The sequence below is a fragment of the Mesorhizobium sp. WSM1386 genome, from assembly GCF_055901595.1.
In genome coordinates this window covers 4,025,479-4,041,683 of the sequence record NZ_CM148373.1, presented here as the reverse complement: position 1 = coordinate 4,041,683, position 16,205 = coordinate 4,025,479, and the positions used below count along the sequence as shown (strand labels likewise).

13 protein-coding genes are annotated in these 16,205 nt (G+C 62.7%); 5 read left to right on the top strand and 8 right to left on the bottom strand.

All coding sequences use genetic code 11. From position 1 onward, the window contains the following. Nucleotides 1–16 precede the first annotated feature (16 nt). From AC0NIH_RS19785 to AC0NIH_RS19775, 3 genes are read right to left on the bottom strand one after another with little or no spacing between them, the layout of a single operon-like run. Nucleotides 17–1,678 carry an ABC transporter substrate-binding protein gene (locus AC0NIH_RS19785; RefSeq protein ID WP_473460298.1) on the bottom strand — a complete coding sequence of 554 codons (1,662 nt, stop codon included), beginning with the start codon at nucleotides 1,676–1,678 and terminating at the stop codon, nucleotides 17–19. 2 nt (nucleotides 1,679–1,680) lie between these two features. Continuing rightward, a complete protein-coding gene (locus AC0NIH_RS19780; RefSeq protein WP_473460300.1) occupies nucleotides 1,681–2,601 on the bottom strand; it encodes a proline iminopeptidase-family hydrolase in 921 nt (306 codons plus the stop codon). Between the two features lie 48 nt (nucleotides 2,602–2,649). Next, complete coding sequence (locus tag AC0NIH_RS19775) at nucleotides 2,650–4,164, bottom strand: leucyl aminopeptidase (protein ID WP_473460302.1); 1,515 nt, start codon at nucleotides 4,162–4,164, stop codon at nucleotides 2,650–2,652. Nucleotides 4,165–4,399: 235 nt separating this feature from the next. Here AC0NIH_RS19775 and AC0NIH_RS19770 point away from each other — a divergent pair, with 235 nt between their 5' ends. Both AC0NIH_RS19770 and AC0NIH_RS19765 read left to right on the top strand, forming a co-directional pair. After that, nucleotides 4,400–5,302, top strand: a complete 903-nt coding sequence (locus AC0NIH_RS19770; RefSeq protein WP_023764951.1) for a LysR substrate-binding domain-containing protein — start codon at nucleotides 4,400–4,402, stop codon at nucleotides 5,300–5,302. A gap of 237 nt (nucleotides 5,303–5,539) precedes the next feature. Then, complete coding sequence (locus AC0NIH_RS19765; RefSeq protein WP_013895399.1) at nucleotides 5,540–6,997, top strand: NCS1 family nucleobase:cation symporter-1; 1,458 nt, start codon at nucleotides 5,540–5,542, stop codon at nucleotides 6,995–6,997. A gap of 103 nt (nucleotides 6,998–7,100) precedes the next feature. Here AC0NIH_RS19765 and AC0NIH_RS19760 read toward each other — a convergent pair whose 3' ends face one another. The 5 genes from AC0NIH_RS19760 to tpiA form a co-directional block, all read right to left on the bottom strand. Beyond that, on the bottom strand, nucleotides 7,101–7,646 hold the full coding sequence (locus AC0NIH_RS19760) for a DUF1697 domain-containing protein (RefSeq protein ID WP_473460305.1): 546 nt from the start codon (nucleotides 7,644–7,646) through the stop codon (nucleotides 7,101–7,103). A gap of 24 nt (nucleotides 7,647–7,670) precedes the next feature. Then, the gene (locus AC0NIH_RS19755; RefSeq protein ID WP_013895397.1) at nucleotides 7,671–9,308 is read right to left on the bottom strand and encodes a CTP synthase; all 1,638 of its coding nucleotides are present in this window, start codon (nucleotides 9,306–9,308) and stop codon (nucleotides 7,671–7,673) included. A gap of 241 nt (nucleotides 9,309–9,549) precedes the next feature. Continuing rightward, nucleotides 9,550–10,677 (bottom strand): L,D-transpeptidase, encoded by a 1,128-nt coding sequence (locus tag AC0NIH_RS19750; RefSeq protein WP_473460307.1) that lies wholly within the window; start codon nucleotides 10,675–10,677, stop codon nucleotides 9,550–9,552. A gap of 212 nt (nucleotides 10,678–10,889) precedes the next feature. Continuing rightward, nucleotides 10,890–11,354, bottom strand: coding sequence for a preprotein translocase subunit SecG (gene secG, locus AC0NIH_RS19745; RefSeq protein ID WP_473460309.1), 465 nt, complete (start codon nucleotides 11,352–11,354; stop codon nucleotides 10,890–10,892). Between the two features lie 167 nt (nucleotides 11,355–11,521). Continuing rightward, nucleotides 11,522–12,292, bottom strand: coding sequence for a triose-phosphate isomerase (gene tpiA, locus AC0NIH_RS19740; protein ID WP_352690270.1), 771 nt, complete (start codon nucleotides 12,290–12,292; stop codon nucleotides 11,522–11,524). A 143-nt stretch (nucleotides 12,293–12,435) separates the two neighbouring features. On the opposite strand from tpiA, the gene AC0NIH_RS19735 reads away from it, so the two are divergent. Genes AC0NIH_RS19735 through trpC form a run of 3 tightly spaced genes read left to right on the top strand, consistent with a single transcriptional unit; the run spans nucleotide 12,436 to nucleotide 16,187 of the window. Then, a complete protein-coding gene (locus AC0NIH_RS19735) occupies nucleotides 12,436–14,328 on the top strand; it encodes a peptidyl-prolyl cis-trans isomerase (protein ID WP_473460310.1) in 1,893 nt (630 codons plus the stop codon). Next, entirely contained in the window at nucleotides 14,325–15,335 is a 1,011-nt protein-coding gene (gene trpD, locus AC0NIH_RS19730) for an anthranilate phosphoribosyltransferase (RefSeq protein ID WP_140569511.1), read from the top strand. The genes AC0NIH_RS19735 and trpD overlap by 4 nt, the downstream gene beginning before the upstream one ends. 3 nt (nucleotides 15,336–15,338) lie before the next feature. Next, nucleotides 15,339–16,187, top strand: a complete 849-nt coding sequence (gene trpC / locus AC0NIH_RS19725) for an indole-3-glycerol phosphate synthase TrpC (RefSeq protein ID WP_473460312.1) — start codon at nucleotides 15,339–15,341, stop codon at nucleotides 16,185–16,187. Nucleotides 16,188–16,205 lie beyond the last annotated feature (18 nt).

Sequence of the window (16,205 nt, the reverse complement as noted above, 5' to 3'; positions counted from 1 at the left end):
TACTGCACCCAGGCCATCACTGCACCCAGGATTGGGTGATCATCCAGTTGAACTGCCGGTTGAACTTGAAATTGCCCAAGCGCTTGCTGACGAAGTCAAGCCGCTTCGGCGTGAACAGGCCCACAGCCGGCGCCTTGTCCGTGACCTGCCTGTCGATCTCGGCCCACATCTTGTCTGCGGCCTTCTGGTCGGTCACGCCGAGATCGAGCGCCTTCTGCATCTTTGCGTCGATATCCTTGTCGCAGAAGCCGGCGATGTTGATCGAAGCGTCCGACCCTTCACGGAAGGAAGCGCAGGAGAACAGGATGTTGAGGAAGTCGGAAGCCGCCGGATAGTCCTTGTACCACTGGGTAATGGACATCTGCACTTTGTTGTTGGTGTTCTGGATGTAGGTGAACTGGATGTTGGACGAGATCGGCTTGACGTCGGCGACATAGCCGATGGTGGTCAGCACGCTCTGCAGATAGACGCCGATGGAGCGTGAGATGGCGGTGTCTTCGGCGATGATGGTCACCTTCTGGCCCTTGGTGCCGGATTCCTCGACGAGTTGCTTTGCCTTGTCGAGATCGGGCGCCGACCATTTGGCGCCAGGGTTCTTGGTGAAGGGGCAGTAATCTTCATGGCCGGGGAAGTCCGGCGGCAGGACCTGGCAGACCGGCGAAGCCAGCACCTTGCCGCCGAACAGCTTGACCAGCGTGTTGCGGTCGATCGCATAGGCAACGGCCTGGCGCGCCTTTTCGTTGTCGAATGGAGCGAGACGGTTGTTCAGCGGTGCATACCACCACGCTGAAAGCGGCGAGATGTGCAGCTGGTCCATGGACTTGCTGCCAAGTTCGCCGAGGCGATCGCTCGGCAGAGCGTCGAACATCCAGTCCGCTTCGCCGTTCTGGATCGCCGAGACGGCCGCTTCCTCGGACAGGCCGAAATCATATTGGACGACATCCGGATAGCCGTCCGGCTGCGCGTCCTCGCTCCACTGCTTGAAATTGGGGTTGCGCGACACCGTCATGCCCTTGTTGGGGTCGAAGGCGGAGATCATGTAAGCGCCGGTGCTGGGAATGGGCTTGGAGCCCATGTCTTCTGCGGGCGTGTCCGCCGGCAGCACCACGGCGTGCGGCAAGGCGAGCTTGTAGAGGATCTCGGCGTCAGGCTTGGTGAGGTTGAGGGTGACTGTGCCGGCGGCCTCATCCCCGACAACGCCGCCTTCCAGCGTGCAGCTCTTGGTGTCGGCCAGGCATTTGTCGGCGCCGACGATGCCGGCATAGAAAGTACCGGAGGTCGGCCCGGAAACCTTGAAGATGCGCTGGAAGGAGGCGACGACGTCCTTGACGCTGAGATCATGGCCGTCGGAGAACTTGATGCCCTTGCGCAGCTTGAAGGTGAAGGTCTTGCCGTCATTGCTGACCTGCGGCAGCGCCTCGGCGAGGTCAGGCACGATGGTGAAGCCGTCCATGCCCTCGGCTTTGCGGAAAGCGACCAGTCCGTCATAGATCGGCTGGTACATCTGCCAGCCCTGGTCGGTGTAGTTGATGTGCGGATCGAGCGTTCCCGCCGCTGAGCGGGCTAGAAGGCGAATGGTGCCGCCTCGGTGCTCTTTGAGATATTCGGCCTGCGCCGGGGCCAGCCAGGTGCCGGCCAGCAATGCCACGGCTGACGCCGCCAGAAGCAGTTTCTTCATGCTTAGTTCCCCTTTTCTCTGTTGTCGTTGTCGTCCAGGAAGTCTCCCACCACCCGCATGCACAGGTCCTGCTCTTCGACATGCGGCATATGGCTGGAATGCTCGAATATCTCCCAGCGCGATCCCTTGATGCCGTCCTTGTAGGGCTGCACGGTCGCGGGCGTGGCCTCGTCATGGCGTCCGGAGATGATCAGCGTCGGAACATCGACGGCCGGCAGGCGATCGATGATGCTCCAGCTCTTCAGGGTTCCGATGACATGGAACTCGTTGGGCCCGTTCATCACATGATAGACCGTCGGATTGCGCACGACCTGGGCGAAGGTCTCGGCTACCTCGGGCGGGAAAGGCACCACCCGGCAGACATGCCGTTCGTAGAACACCATCGTCGCCGCCTGGTAGGCCGGATCGTCCGTCGTGCCGGCCTGCTCGTGGCGGGTCAGTGTTTCCTGGACATCCCCGGGCAGGTCGGCGCGCAACCGGTTGGCCTCTTCGACCCACAGCTTCATAGAAGCCGGCGAGTTGGCGATGGTCAGCGACTTCAGACCCTTCGGCCGCGTCACCGCATATTCGGCGCCCAGCATGCCGCCCCAGCTCTGGCCAAGGACATGGAAGCCGGCGCGAATGCCGAGATGGTCGACCAGGTTTTCAAGCTCGTCGATGAAGAGCCGGGGCGTCCAGAAGTCGGCGCCCTTCTCGGGCAGCAAAGTCGAATTGCCGCAACCCAATTGGTCGTAGTGGATGACGGCGCGATCTCTTCGGGCAAGAAGCTTGTAGGCATCGACATAATTGTGGGCGACACCCGGACCGCCGTGCAGGATCACGATTGGGGCCTTGTCGGCATCCAGTTCGCCGGAGATTCGATACCAGGTTTCGTAGCTGCCGAAGGCGGCCAGCCCTTCCCTACTACTGATCTCAGACGACATCCCGGCTCCTTGCACGTTTGAAGGCATCTTGTCGTTGTCCGTGGGCGCCTAGTTCACCTTGCGGTTGGCCTGGACCCATTCTTCCAGCATCTGCACGCCGAACGCCGTGGCGCCTTCCCGGCCGAGCGGTTGATCCTTGTCGGCCATTTCCTTGCCGGCTATGTCGAGATGCACCCAGGGCCGATCCTCGGTGAAGTGGCGCAGGAACGCCGCCGCATAGGGCGCGTCGCCATCTTCCATGTCCTTGGCGTGGTGCCGGAGATCGGCGAATGGCGACTGCAGCCCCTCATCGTAGGCCCGGTCGAGCGGCAACCGCCAGAAGCGCTCGCCGACCGTTTCTCCGGCCGCGATCATCTGCGTCGCGATGGCATTGTCGGTGCTGAACAGACCGGCGAATATCGATCCGAGGCCGCGCATCACCGAATAGGTCAGCGTCGCCAGATCGACGATCACCGAGGGGTTGAAGCGCGAAGCCGCATAGTAAAGGCAGTCGGCCAGGATCAGGCGCCCTTCCGCATCCGTGTCGAACACTTCCACGGTCTGTCCTGAAGCCGTCGTGATGATGTCGCGCGGCTTCAGCGCGGTGCCGGACGGCATGTTCTCGGCAATGCCCAGAATGCCGACAGCATGCACAGGGCTGCCTTGCCGGGCCAGCGCTATCAGCAGGCCGACAACAGCGGCCGCGCCACCCATGTCGGCCTTCATGTCGAACATCTGCTCGCCGCGCTTGATGCAGAGCCCGCCGGAGTCGAAGCATACGCCCTTGCCGACGAAAGCCATGGGCTGCGCAGGAGCACCCTTGCCGCGATAGCGCAGGACAGCAACGCGCGGCGGCCGTACCGACCCTGACCCGACAGCCAGGATCGCATTCATGCCGAGTTCCCCGAGCTTTGTCGTATCGAGGATCTCGACGTCGATGCCGGCTTCGCGCAGCGGCTCCAGGTGATCGTGGAAATTGTCGGGATGGAGATGGTTCGGCGGCAGGTTGACCAGCGTGCGCGCATATTCGACGCCGTCGGCAATGGCGTTGATCCGTGCCAGCGCCGGGGCTAGATCGGCGCCGCTTGCGCCGACCAGTTGCACACGCAGGGTTCTATCCGCGCCGGCACCCTGGCGTTGGTTGCGCATGTCGAAGCGATAGCGCCGCAGCCGCATGCCGAGCGCCACGCGCGCCAGGATGTCCGCGCCTGGCAGGTCGACACCGGCGATCGGGTCCAGGAGCAAGGTAGCCGCGCACTCGCTCTTGCCTTCGAGATGCGCGGCCAGCAAACCGCCGGCACGCGCCAGTGACAGCGCGGTTAAAGCCTCAGTCTTGCCCAAAGCGAGAACGATGACGCGCCGGGCCGATACAGTCTGGGGAGCGATCACATCGATGCAGGTGCCAGACTCGGCCAAAGCGTCCGGGTCGGAGCAGGCACGGGACAAAATCCCGCTTAACTCGACATCCAGCGCCGCTGCCCGTGGACCAAAGCCTGTCTTGGCCGTTTGCAGGATCACGACGACAGCGGCTTCAGCCGAAATCTCGTCGGCCGCTTCAAAGACCGGCACTGGCGATTGAGGCATAAGCAGTCATTCTCCCATTTTGGCCCGGCCTCAGCGCCCCTTTGCGCAAAGCTTCGCCTGCCAGCGGTGGAAACCGATCAGGCCGGTCTCTGCCACTGAGGCCCCAAATAATCGTTTTCTGATGGCGACTTGGTCGCTCTTGCCTTCTGGGTATCCCCGAAGGACCCTGGTGATCAAACGCCAATTTTGTCCATGTCGATTGACAAAAACTCAACTGACAATTCATGATCGGGCAATGGCCTTACCTTCACTCAATGGCATGCGCGCCTTCGAGGCCGCCGCACGTCTCGGCAGCGTCAAGGACGCAGCCGAAGAACTGCACCTGACGCCCTCTGCCGTCAGCCGCCACATCCGTGCACTTGAAAGGAATCTTGGCCAGGATCTGTTCGAACGCGGCTTTCGCCAGATCACGCCGACCATCAGGGGCTCCTACTATGCGCGCAGCCTCTCGGAAGCATTCGAGGCCATCTGGCGCGCCACCGACGATGTCAGTTTCTCCGATGGCCCGAGCCACGGCCGGACCCAGCGTGTCCGGGTCTTGTGCGTGCCGGCTGTTCTCAATCTTTGGCTGGCGGACCGGCTGCCGAATTTTCGCCGGCTGCATCCGTCCGTCGATCTGGAGATTTCGAGTTCGGGCAAGCGGGCCAACTTCGATTTGGCCATCGTCGACGAATTCGTCTACAAGGCCGGCCCGGCCTTGACGCTGCTGATCCCGCTGCTGCTGACGCCGGTCTGCGCGCCCTCGCTGCTCGAAGGGCCGGTGCCGCTGCGATCACCCGCCGATCTGGTCAATCACCATCTGATCCATGAATGCGAGACCATGAGGTGGAAGCGTTGGCTGGAGCAGGAAGGCGTTTTGGAGACATCACCGAAATCCAGCACGACCCTGGACGATTGCACGCTGATCATGCGCGAGGCGGTCAACGGCGCTGGCATCGCGCTTGCCGACACGATGATGGCGCAGGATTTTCTGCAGCAAGGCAAGCTTGTCGCCCCGTTTCGCGCCCGCCACACCTATCCGGCCGGCATCTACCTGCACCAGCGTCGCAGCATCGGCAACAAGCCGGGCACCGGCCTGTTTCAGGATTGGCTGCTTTCCGAAGTCGAGGACCACAAGCGCGCGATGGCCATCACCTAGGCGCGTCGCGCATGCATGTCGTTCTCCCAAAGCCGGCGACATGCATTGGACAGTCGAATCACCGATCGTTGGTATTCAACAGCGACCCACCTTTACGATCCCTCGATAATCGCGGTTCGCATTGAATATCTTTAAGGCCAAAGCCGGCAAATTGGTTGCTTGTCGGTTCCCCTGCGTCAGGCGTAACCTCTGCGGTCAACGCGTGAGGGCGCGTTTTTGCAAAAGGGGAACATTGCAATGACGATACAGGGCGCATCGCCTGACCTATACAATGAGGACCTCGCTCCGGCCACGGTTCGAAACTGGGGACCATTCTCGATCTTCAACGTCTGGACGTCGGACGTTCACAGCCTGTGGGGTTATTATCTCGCCGCCAGCCTGTTTTTGTTCTGCGGCGGCTTCGTCAACTTCATCATCGCCATCGGCATCGGGTCGTTGATCATCTACGTGCTGATGAACATGGTCGGCTATGCCGGCGTCAAGACTGGCGTGCCCTACCCCGTGCTGGCCCGCGCCTCCTTCGGCATCTGGGGCGCCAACATACCGGCACTTGTGCGCGCCATCGTCGCCTGCTTCTGGTACGGCGCGCAAACGGCCGCCGCTTCCGGCGCGATCGTGGCGCTGCTGATCCGCTCGCAATGGTTCGCCGATTTCAATGCCAACACGCATTTCCTCGGCCATTCCGGCCTGGAAGTGATCTGCTTCGTCGTGATCTGGGCGCTACAGCTGCTGATCATCCAGCGCGGCATGGAGACGGTGCGCCGTTTCCAGGATTGGGCGGGGCCTGCGGTCTGGGTGATGATGCTGATCCTGGCGATCTATCTCTGCGTCAAATCCGGAACCTTCGCCTTCACCAGCGACATCCCGATGGATGTGCTGAAGGAGAAGACCAAGGACGCCGGCGTGCCCGGTGAGCCGGGCTCGTGGACCTCGCTGTTCGCGGTCGCCGCGATCTGGGTGACCTACTTCTCGGCGCTCTATCTCAACTTCTGCGATTTCGCACGCTACGCGCCGGACAAGGCTGCACTGCGCAAGGGCAACATCTGGGGCCTGCCGGTCAATCTCATCCTGTTCTCGCTGGTCGCCGGCGTTACCACCATTGCCGCCTACGACGTCTATCACGAGGTGCTGCTGCACCCCGACCAGATCTCGGCAAAGTTCGACAGTTGGTTCCTGGCTGCTCTCGCCGCCTTGACCTTCGCGGTGGCGACGCTCGGCATCAACGTCGTGGCCAACTTCGTCTCGCCGGCCTTCGACTTCTCCAACGTCTTTCCCAGGCAGATCGACTTCAAGAAGGGCGGCTATATCGCAGCACTGATCGCGCTTGTGCTCTACCCCTTCGCGCCGTGGGAAGGCAGTGCCGCCTCCTTCGTCAACGTCATCGGCGCAACGATGGGACCGATCTTCGGCGTCATGATGGTCGACTATTACCTGATCCGCAAAGGCGAGGTCGATGTCGAGGCGCTCTATCGCGAAGATGGCGAATTCCGCTTCCAGGGCGGCTGGCACGTCAACGCCTTCATCGCCGCCGGCATCGGCGCGTTCTTCTCGTCGATCCTGCCCAACTTCACCAACTGGCTGCCGTCCTGGTGGGGTGTCTATGGCTGGTTCTTCGGCGTGGCGATCGCCGGCGTCATCTATTACGTGCTGCGCACCGCAGCCGTGAGTGCCGGCGCCAAGATGGCGAAGGCTTGAAAATCAGGGAGTAGGCAGTAGGAGCTAGGGAATAGAGAACAGCTTCCCTACTGCCTACTGCCTACTGCCTACTGCCTACTGCCTACTGCCTACTGCCTACTGCCTACTGCTTGTTGCCAACCATCTCGGCCAGCTTGCGCACCGTGTTCCAGTTGCGCGACGTGCCGATGCCCATGCGCTTGTGACTGGCGGCGGCAAGCAGCCGCGAGCTTGGCCGCTCCCGCGAGAACACCAGCCATATGTCGCCGCCGACCAGGAGCACCTTCTCGTCCTCCCCGGCATGGGCTTGAAGCCCCGATAGGGCATCTTCGGCCACGGGCTTGCGCATCACGCGCACCGCGACCTGATCGCCGGCTTCCACCGATTCTCTCGGGAATGGATTGCGGCTTGCCAGTTTCAGCCAATCTCCGCTGCTGCGGACAATGATGTCGACGTGGCGGCCGAAGGCCTTTTCGAACGCCGCCTCCAGCCGCTTTTCAAGTGCGGAGATCGAGGTCTTGTCGCTCTCGAAGACAAGGTTGCCGGTCGCAACCAGTGTGCGGACATTCCTGAGGCCAAGGCCTTCCGCCATCGCCTTGAGGTCCGACATGACGACCCGGCGCCCCTCGCCCAGAATGATGCTGTAGAGGAGCGCGACATAGGTCTGCATGAGGCGCGTCTCGCTCGACGGCGCCTACACGAGGCGCGACTGCTCGACCGCCGCCTCGATGAAGCTCGCGAACAGCGGATGCGGATCGAGCGGCCGGCTCTTCAGCTCGGGGTGATACTGGACGCCGATGAACCAGGGATGGTCGGGATACTCGACCGTTTCCGGCAGCACGCCGTCCGGCGACATGCCGGCAAACACCAGGCCGCAATCCTCGAGCCGTTCCTTGTAGTCGACATTGACCTCGTAGCGATGGCGGTGGCGCTCGGAAATCTGCGTGTCGCCATAGATGTCGGCGATCTTCGAGCCCTTGGCGAGTTCGGCCTGATAGGCGCCGAGCCGCATCGTGCCGCCGAGATCGCCGGTTTCGCGGCGCTTCTCCAGCATGTTGCCCTTCAGCCATTCGGTCATCAGGCCGACGACCGGTTCCTCGGTCGGGCCAAACTCGGTCGAGGATGCATGTTCCACGCCGGCCAGCGAACGCGCCGCCTCTATGCAGGCCATCTGCATGCCGAAGCAGATGCCGAAATACGGCACCTTGCGTTCGCGCGCGAACTTCGCCGCCAGGATCTTGCCTTCCGAACCGCGCTCGCCGAAACCGCCGGGAACCAGGATGCCATGCACCTTTTCCAGCCACGGCGTCGGATCTTCCTTTTCGAAAATCTCGCTCTCGATCCAGTCGAGCTTGACCTTGACATGGTTGGCCAGGCCGCCATGCGAGAGTGCCTCGATCAGCGATTTGTAGGCGTCCTTGAGGCCGGTGTATTTGCCGACGATGGCGATGGTCACCTCGCCTTCCGGATTGTGGATGCGGTCCGACACCTTCTGCCAGGGTTCCATGCGCGGCTTCGGTGCCGGATCGATGCCGAAAGCGGCCAGGACTTCCGAATCGAGCCCTTCCTTGTGATAGGCCATCGGCACGTCGTAGATATGCGGCACGTCGAGTGCCTGGATGACGGCGCTTTCCCTGACATTGCAGAACAGCGACAGCTTGCGGCGCTCTTCCTTGGGAATAGCGCGGTCGGCGCGCACCAGCAGGATGTCGGGGGCGATTCCGATGCCGCGCAGTTCCTTGACCGAATGCTGGGTCGGCTTTGTCTTCAGCTCGCCCGCCGTCGGAATATAGGGCATCAAGGTCAGGTGCACGTAGACGGCGTTGTTGCGCGGCAGGTCATTGCCGAGCTGGCGGATCGCCTCGAGGAACGGCATCGCCTCGATGTCGCCGACCGTGCCGCCGATCTCGCACAGCACGAAATCATAATCGTCATTGCCGTTGAGGACGAAATTCTTGATCTCATCGGTCACATGCGGAATGACCTGCACGGTTGCGCCGAGATAATCGCCGCGCCGCTCGCGCTCGATGATGTTCTTGTAGATGCGGCCGGTGGTGATGTTGTCCTGCTGATTGGCCGAGCGGCCGGTGAAGCGCTCGTAGTGGCCAAGATCGAGATCGGTCTCGGCACCGTCATCGGTGACGAACACCTCGCCGTGCTGGTACGGCGACATCGTGCCTGGATCGACATTGAGGTACGGGTCGAGTTTTTTGATGCGTGCGCGATAGCCTCGCGCCTGCAGGAGAGCCCCAAGGGCCGCTGCGGCTATGCCTTTTCCAAGTGAGGAAACCACGCCGCCTGTGATGAATACATATCGCGCCATGGGAGTCATCGCTTAACGCGGCCGGATTGATTCCGCCAGAGAAAAAACCGCCGCGAAGGCTTTTTCCCAAAAAGGCGCTCAGACCGTGATCCCGAAAAGTGGAATCCGGTTTTCTCGGACAAACGGTTTCGGTTTGTCCGGACAAACGGTTTCGGTTTGTCCAGGGATCACGACCGAACAGGCTTGGTCGTGATCAAGGCAAAACAAAAGGGCCGGCTGAGCCGGCCCTTTCGGCACGATGGTGGAAACGTCAGATGATGACGACTCTGGTACCGACCCTGACGCGGCTGTAAAGGTCCATGACGTGCTCGTTCATCATGCGGAAGCAGCCGTTGGAGGCGCTGGTTCCGATCGACTGCGGCGCGATGGTGCCGTGGATACGCAGATGCGTGTCCTTCTTGCCGTCATAGAGATAGATGGCGCGTGCGCCGAGCGGGTTCTGGCCGCCGCCGGGCATGCCGTCCTTGTACTGGGCGTAGTGCTTCGGCTCGCGCTTCTGCATGTCCAGCGTCGGGATCCAGCGCGGCCACTCCTGCTTGTCGCCGACGGCGACCGTGCCCTTGAACTGCAGGCCTTCACGGCCGACCGCGATGGCGTAGCGACGCGCGGTGCTCGATGATTCGACGAGATAGAGCCGGCGCGCACTGGTGTCGATGACGATGGTGCCGGCATCATAGCCCGTGAATTCGACGTCCTGAGGCACGAATTCCGGCTTCACCTTGAACGGCTTCTTGGCGTTCTTCTGGGCAAGCGCCGAGTCGAGCGCGCGCGTCTCGGGCAGATAGCTGATCGAGGAGCCGGATGACGAGATCCCGCCGAACAGGCCGGCGAACAGACCACCGCTCGGCCGCTTCTGGCCGCCGAGGACCTCGCTGCGCAACTCGCCATTGTTGCCGGTCAATGCGACGTTCATGGCCTCAGCCGGGAGCGGCTCGGCCGACTGGATCGGCGCGATCGGTTCCATCGGCTCGATGACCTTGACGGTCTTCTTGGCCGGATTGGCTTCGGCCACTTCAGTGGCAGAGGCACTTTGGCCCCTTTTTGCCAGGAAGTCCTGGCGTGCGGCCTCGGCCCGGGCCTTGGCCGCTTCGCGCAACGCCAGTTTCCTGGCTTCAAGCGCCTTGGCCTTGGCGTCTTCCTTGTCGGCAACGATCTTGGCTTCGATCTTCTTGATCTGGGCGAGATCGTCCGGCGTCGGGTTTTTCTTCTTCTTGAGAAGCCTCAACTGCGCCGCATCGCTCTTGACTGCGATGTTGATGGCGTCGGTCCTGTCGACCGACTGATTGGCGGCCATATTGGCCGGCATGCCGGCGAAAGCCGGGGAACTGAGGCCGAGTGCGGCGCAAAGTCCCAGGAAAATGAAGCTGCGAAGCTGCATGGCGAAGATCCGATCGTTTAATGCTTGTTGCCCACGGCGTCGCCCGGCGTCCCCCAAGGACACCGAAAATGCCGCGTGCAATCTATAGTCGAATAAATGCGGATGCCTCAAGCGCGAGGCAGCACCACTACCCGTCGAATCTTCGTGATGGCGCAGCATTTGCCGCGACTGTGTTCAAACGATCACAGATCGCGCTTTGGAGCGAGCGGAAGCTACTGGTTCGGGACCTGGGGGGCGGCCGGCGCGGTGTTGGTGGTGCCGTTGCTTGCCGGCGGCGTCGAGCCGGCGGCCGGAGCCGTTGCCGGAGGCGTCGTCGCGGCATCGTTGCCGGATGGCGGCGTCGGCGTGACGTTGCCGGCGGGTGCAGGGGTGGTCGTGCCGGGCAATTGGTTGAGCACGCCCTTGCCGGCCTCACCCGATGTCGCGGGAACGCGGTCGAGGATATCGATCGGCTTCTCGCCGTAGCGGGCAATGATCGACAAGGTCAGCGATGTGACAAAGAACGCGGCCGCCAGGATCGCCGTCGCGCGGGTCAGCGCGTTGGCAGCGCCACGCGCGGTCATGAAGCCCGATCCGCCACCAATGCCAAGGCCGCCGCCTTCGGAGCGCTGCAGCAGCACCACGCCGACAAGGGCGAGCACGACCATGAGATGGATGACGATCAGTACGGTTTGCATAGTTTATCCTGGCAAGGCCTTGCCCGGCCGCGAACACGACCGGTGAATTGGAGGCGGCTCAATACAATGCTTTCACGGCATTTCCAAGCCCGTGGCCGGAATATGGGAAGCAACGCCACCTTTGCAACGAATTTGGACGCGCCGCGACGCGTCCATCATCGCAAATCTCATCCGGAAATGCTGCGATAGGCTTCCGCGATAGCAAGGAAATCCGCTGCTTTCAGACTGGCGCCACCGACCAGTGCGCCATCGACATTCCTGACACCCAGCAGTTCAACGGCGTTGGATGGCTTGACCGAGCCGCCATAGAGAATGCGCATTTTGGCGGCTACGGCGCCGAGCTTTTCCGCCAGTTTTTCGCGGATATGCGCATGCGCTTCGGCAACGTCGGCCGCGGTCGGCGTCAGGCCGGTGCCGATCGCCCATACCGGCTCATAGGCAATGACAGTGTTGGACGGGGTGGCGCTTGGCGGCACCGAGCCGGCGACCTGGCGCGACAGCACCTCCAGCGTGGCTCCAGCCTCGCGTTCCTTCTGTGTCTCGCCGATGCAAACGATGGCCACGAGCCCGGCGCGCCATGCGGCGGTAGCCTTGGCCTGGACCGTCGCATCGTCCTCGCCGCGTTGTTCGCGGCATTCGGAATGGCCGACGATGACATGGCTCGCGCCGGCATCCTTCAGCATCTCCGCCGAGATGCAGCCGGTGTAGGCGCCGCTTTCCTTGGCGTGGCAGTCCTCGCCGCCGGCGTGGACCGGCGTGCGCGACAGAATCTCCGCGGCATGGGAAAGCAGCGTCGCGGGAACGCAGACCAGGGCTTCGGTTTCCGCGTCGAGCCCGCTCATGAACCCGTTGCCGATCATCCTGAGTTCGTTCAGCGAGGCACTGGTGCCGTTCATTTTCCAGTTGCCGGCGACGAGCGGGCGAATTCCTGGCGTCATGGTCTGCTTCTCCGGGCAATATCTGGCTCTGGCCCTCACTACCAAAATCAGGCCACAAAGCAATCGACAGTGGACCGGAAGGGCGCTATTGCGCTTGTTTCAGACTCGGCGCATGCGAAAATGCGCATAAATCGGAAGTAACCATGCTTGGTACATTGAGAAGCGCGGCGGGCACCTGGGTCGCGAAGACACTGCTTTCGCTCCTGGTGGTCAGTTTCGCCGCCTGGGGCATTTCCGGGCGCCTGATGGGCGGCTTTGCCGGCCACGATTCGGTGATAACCGCCGGCGGCACCAAGGTGTCGATCAACGAATACCGCCTCGCCTACGATCGCCAGCTGGCCGTCATGTCGCAGCAGTTCGGACAGCGCCTGACCCACGAACAGGCCAAGGGGCTCGGCATTGACAACCAGATCCTGGCTCAGCTCGTTTCCGGCGCCGTTCTCGACGAACAAGCAAGGAAACTGGGGCTCGGCCTGTCCAAGGACAGGCTGGCGGAACTGACACGCGAGGATCCGGCCTTCAAAGGCCCAGGCGGCCAGTTCGACAGAAGGACGTTCGAATACATGCTGCGCGAGGTCGGCATGCGGCCCGAGGATTATCTGAAGAACCGCGCCCAGGTGGCGGTGCGCCAGCAGATCGTCGAGGCGGTTTCGGACGGCCTCAAGGCGCCGGACACCTTCTTCAAGGCGGTCGCGCTCTACCGCGGCGAGGACCGCACGGTCGACTATCTGACATTGCCAAAGGCGCTCGTCGAGCCGGTCGAGGCGCCGAGTGACAGCGTGCTTCAGGCCTATTTCGAGGCCAACAAGAAAACCTACGCCGCGCCTGAATACCGCAAATTCTCCTATGTCCGCCTCGAGCCGATGGACATTATGGATACGACCGCGGTCACCGACCAACAGGTCAGCGACGACTACAACAAGAACAAGGCGCGCTACACGACGCCCGAAATGCGCACCATCGAGCAACTCGTGTTCAAGACGCCGGACGCGGCCAAGGCCGCGCTTGATTCGCTCAAGGCGGGCGCCACCTTCGACAAGCTCGTCGCGGCCGAAGGCAAGACGCCGGCCGACACGTTGCTCGGCACGCTGGCCAAGGACAAGATCGCCGACAAGGCGGTCGCCGACGCGGCCTTTGCGCTCAACGCGAACGAGGTCAGCCCGGTCGTCCAGGGCGCCTTCGGTCCGGTGCTGTTGCGCGTCACCGAGATCAAGCCCGAAGTGGTGAAGCCGCTGGCAGAAGTGTCCGACCAGATCCGCAAGGACCTGGCGCTGGGTGAGGCAAGCCGCATCCTTTTGGATGTGCACGACAATTACGAGGATACCCGCGCCTCCGGCAGTTCGCTGGCCGACGCGGCGGCCAAGCTGAAGCTCAAGGACATCACCATCGACGCCATCGATCGCTCAGGTCTCAGGCCGGACGGTTCGATCGTCAAGGACCTGCCGGAATCGCCGGAGCTGATCAAGGCAGTCTTCGATGCCGAACCCAACACCGAAAACGACGGGCTGACCACGGCGGATAATGGCTTCGTCTTCTATGAGGTCGGTTCGGTCACGCCGGCTCGCGACCGGACGCTTGATGAGGTCCGCAAGAAAGTCGTCGCCGACTGGACCGCCGCCGAGACCACCAAGCGCCTCGCCGCCAAGGCGGACGAACTCGAAAAGCGGCTTAAGGCCGGCGCCACGCTGGACGTCATCGCAGGTGAGCTCAAGCTGGAGAAGCAGACCAAGCGCGGTCTGAAGCGTGAAGCCGACGATGCGGACTTCGGCAAGGAAGGCGCTGCCGTGATGTTCGGCGTCGGCGAAGGCGGCACCGGGTTGATCCCCTCGCCCACCGGCGACGGACAGATCCTGTTCAAGGTCGCCGAAGTGTTCGAACCAGCGGGGGCCGATGCCAGCTCGGTACCGGAGGACGCGCAGAAATCCTTCACCTCCGGCATGTCGGACGATCTGCTCGACCAATTGGTGGCGCAGTTGCAGACGCAGTACGACGTCCGCGTCGACCAGGCCGCCGTCGCCCAAGCCTCGACAAGATGAGCGCGCTGAAAACCCATATCGCCAAGGTCGCGACCGGCAGCGCGCTTTCCTTCGAGGAAGCGCGCGAGGCTTTCGACATCATCATGTCAGGCGACGCGACCCCCGGGCAGATCGGCGGCTTCCTGATGGCGCTGCGCGTGCGCGGCGAGACGGTGAGTGAGATCTCCGGTGCCGTCGCCACCATGCGCGCCAAGATGCTTCGCGTCGAGGCGCCGCCAGGCGCGATCGATATCGTCGGCACCGGCGGCGACAATTCCCATAGCGTCAACATTTCGACAGCCTCGGCCTTCGTCATTGCCGCCAGCGGCGTCCCGGTCGCCAAGCACGGCAATCGCGGCCTGTCCTCGCTGACCGGCGCCGCCGATGTCCTGGTCGCGCTTGGCGTCAAGATCGACCTCTCGCCCGAGTTCATCGGCCGTTGCATCCACGAGGCGGGCGTCGGCTTCATGTTCGCACCCGCGCACCATCCGGCGATGAAGCATGTCGGCCCGACCCGGGTCGAGCTCGGCACCCGCACCATCTTCAACCTGCTCGGGCCCCTCTCCAATCCGGCCAGCGTCAAGCGGCAGATGGTCGGCGTGTTCCTGCCGGAATGGGTCATGCCGGTGGCCGAGACGCTGAAGGCGCTGGGCACCGAACATGCCTGGGTCGCCCATGGCGATGGCTATGACGAGATCACCACCACCGGTGAGACGCAGGTTGCCGAACTGGTTGGCGGCGAAATCCGCAGCTTCACGCTGACCCCCGAAGAGGTCGGGCTGAAGCGCCATACCAAGGACGATCTCCGGGGCGGCGACGCCGCCTACAACGCCAGCGCGTTGCGCGATATGCTGGGGGGAGCTGCCGGCGCCTATCGCGACACCGTGCTGATGAATGCCGGCGCCGGGCTGGTGATTGCGGGCAAGGCGACGACGCTGGGCGACGGCATTGCGCTCGCCGCGCAGGCCATCGACAGCGGCCGCGCTTTGCAGGTGCTTGACCGGCTGGTCGAAATCTCGAACGGGTGAACCGTGTCTGACATTCTGCGCAAGATCGAAGCCTACAAGCGCGACGAGATCGCCGCCGCCAAGGCGCGTGCACCACTGGCGGAGATCAAGGCACGAGCCAAGGATGCCGACGCACCGCGTGGTTTTCTCGCCGCACTCAAGGCGAAGCGCGGATCCGGCAACTTCGCCCTGATCGCCGAAATCAAGAAGGCGAGCCCGTCCAAAGGGCTGATCCGGGCCGACTTCGATCCACCGGCATTGGCACAGGCTTATGAAAAGGGCGGCGCCGCCTGCCTTTCCGTGCTGACCGATGCACCATCCTTCCAGGGCGCGCCGGAATTCCTCACCCGGGCACGGGCAGCCACCGCCCTGCCCGCGCTGCGCAAGGATTTCCTGTTCGATCCCTACCAGGTCTATGAGGCCCGCGCCTGGGGCGCGGACGCCATCCTGATCATCATGGCCAGCGTCGACGATGCTTTGGCGAGCGAATTGGAAGCGACCGCATCCGAACTCGGCATGGATGCTTTGATCGAAGTGCATGATGAGGCCGAGACGCAGCGTGCGGTCAAATTGTCATCGCGGCTGATCGGCATCAACAACCGCAATCTGAGAACGTTCGAAACCAGTCTTAAGATCTCGGAGCGGCTGGCGCCGATGGTGCCGGGCGACCGGCTGCTGGTCAGCGAGAGCGGTATCTTCACGCATGACGATTGCCTCAGGATGCAGAAGTCCGGCATCGGCACCTTCCTCGTCGGCGAAAGCCTGATGCGGCAAGAGGATGTCACCGCGGCGACGCGCCTGCTGCTGACGGGCAAGGCGTTGGATGCATCGGCCCGAAAATCGGAATCGATTTTCGGAGAGCACGATGCATAGATTCAAAGTGATAGAGCG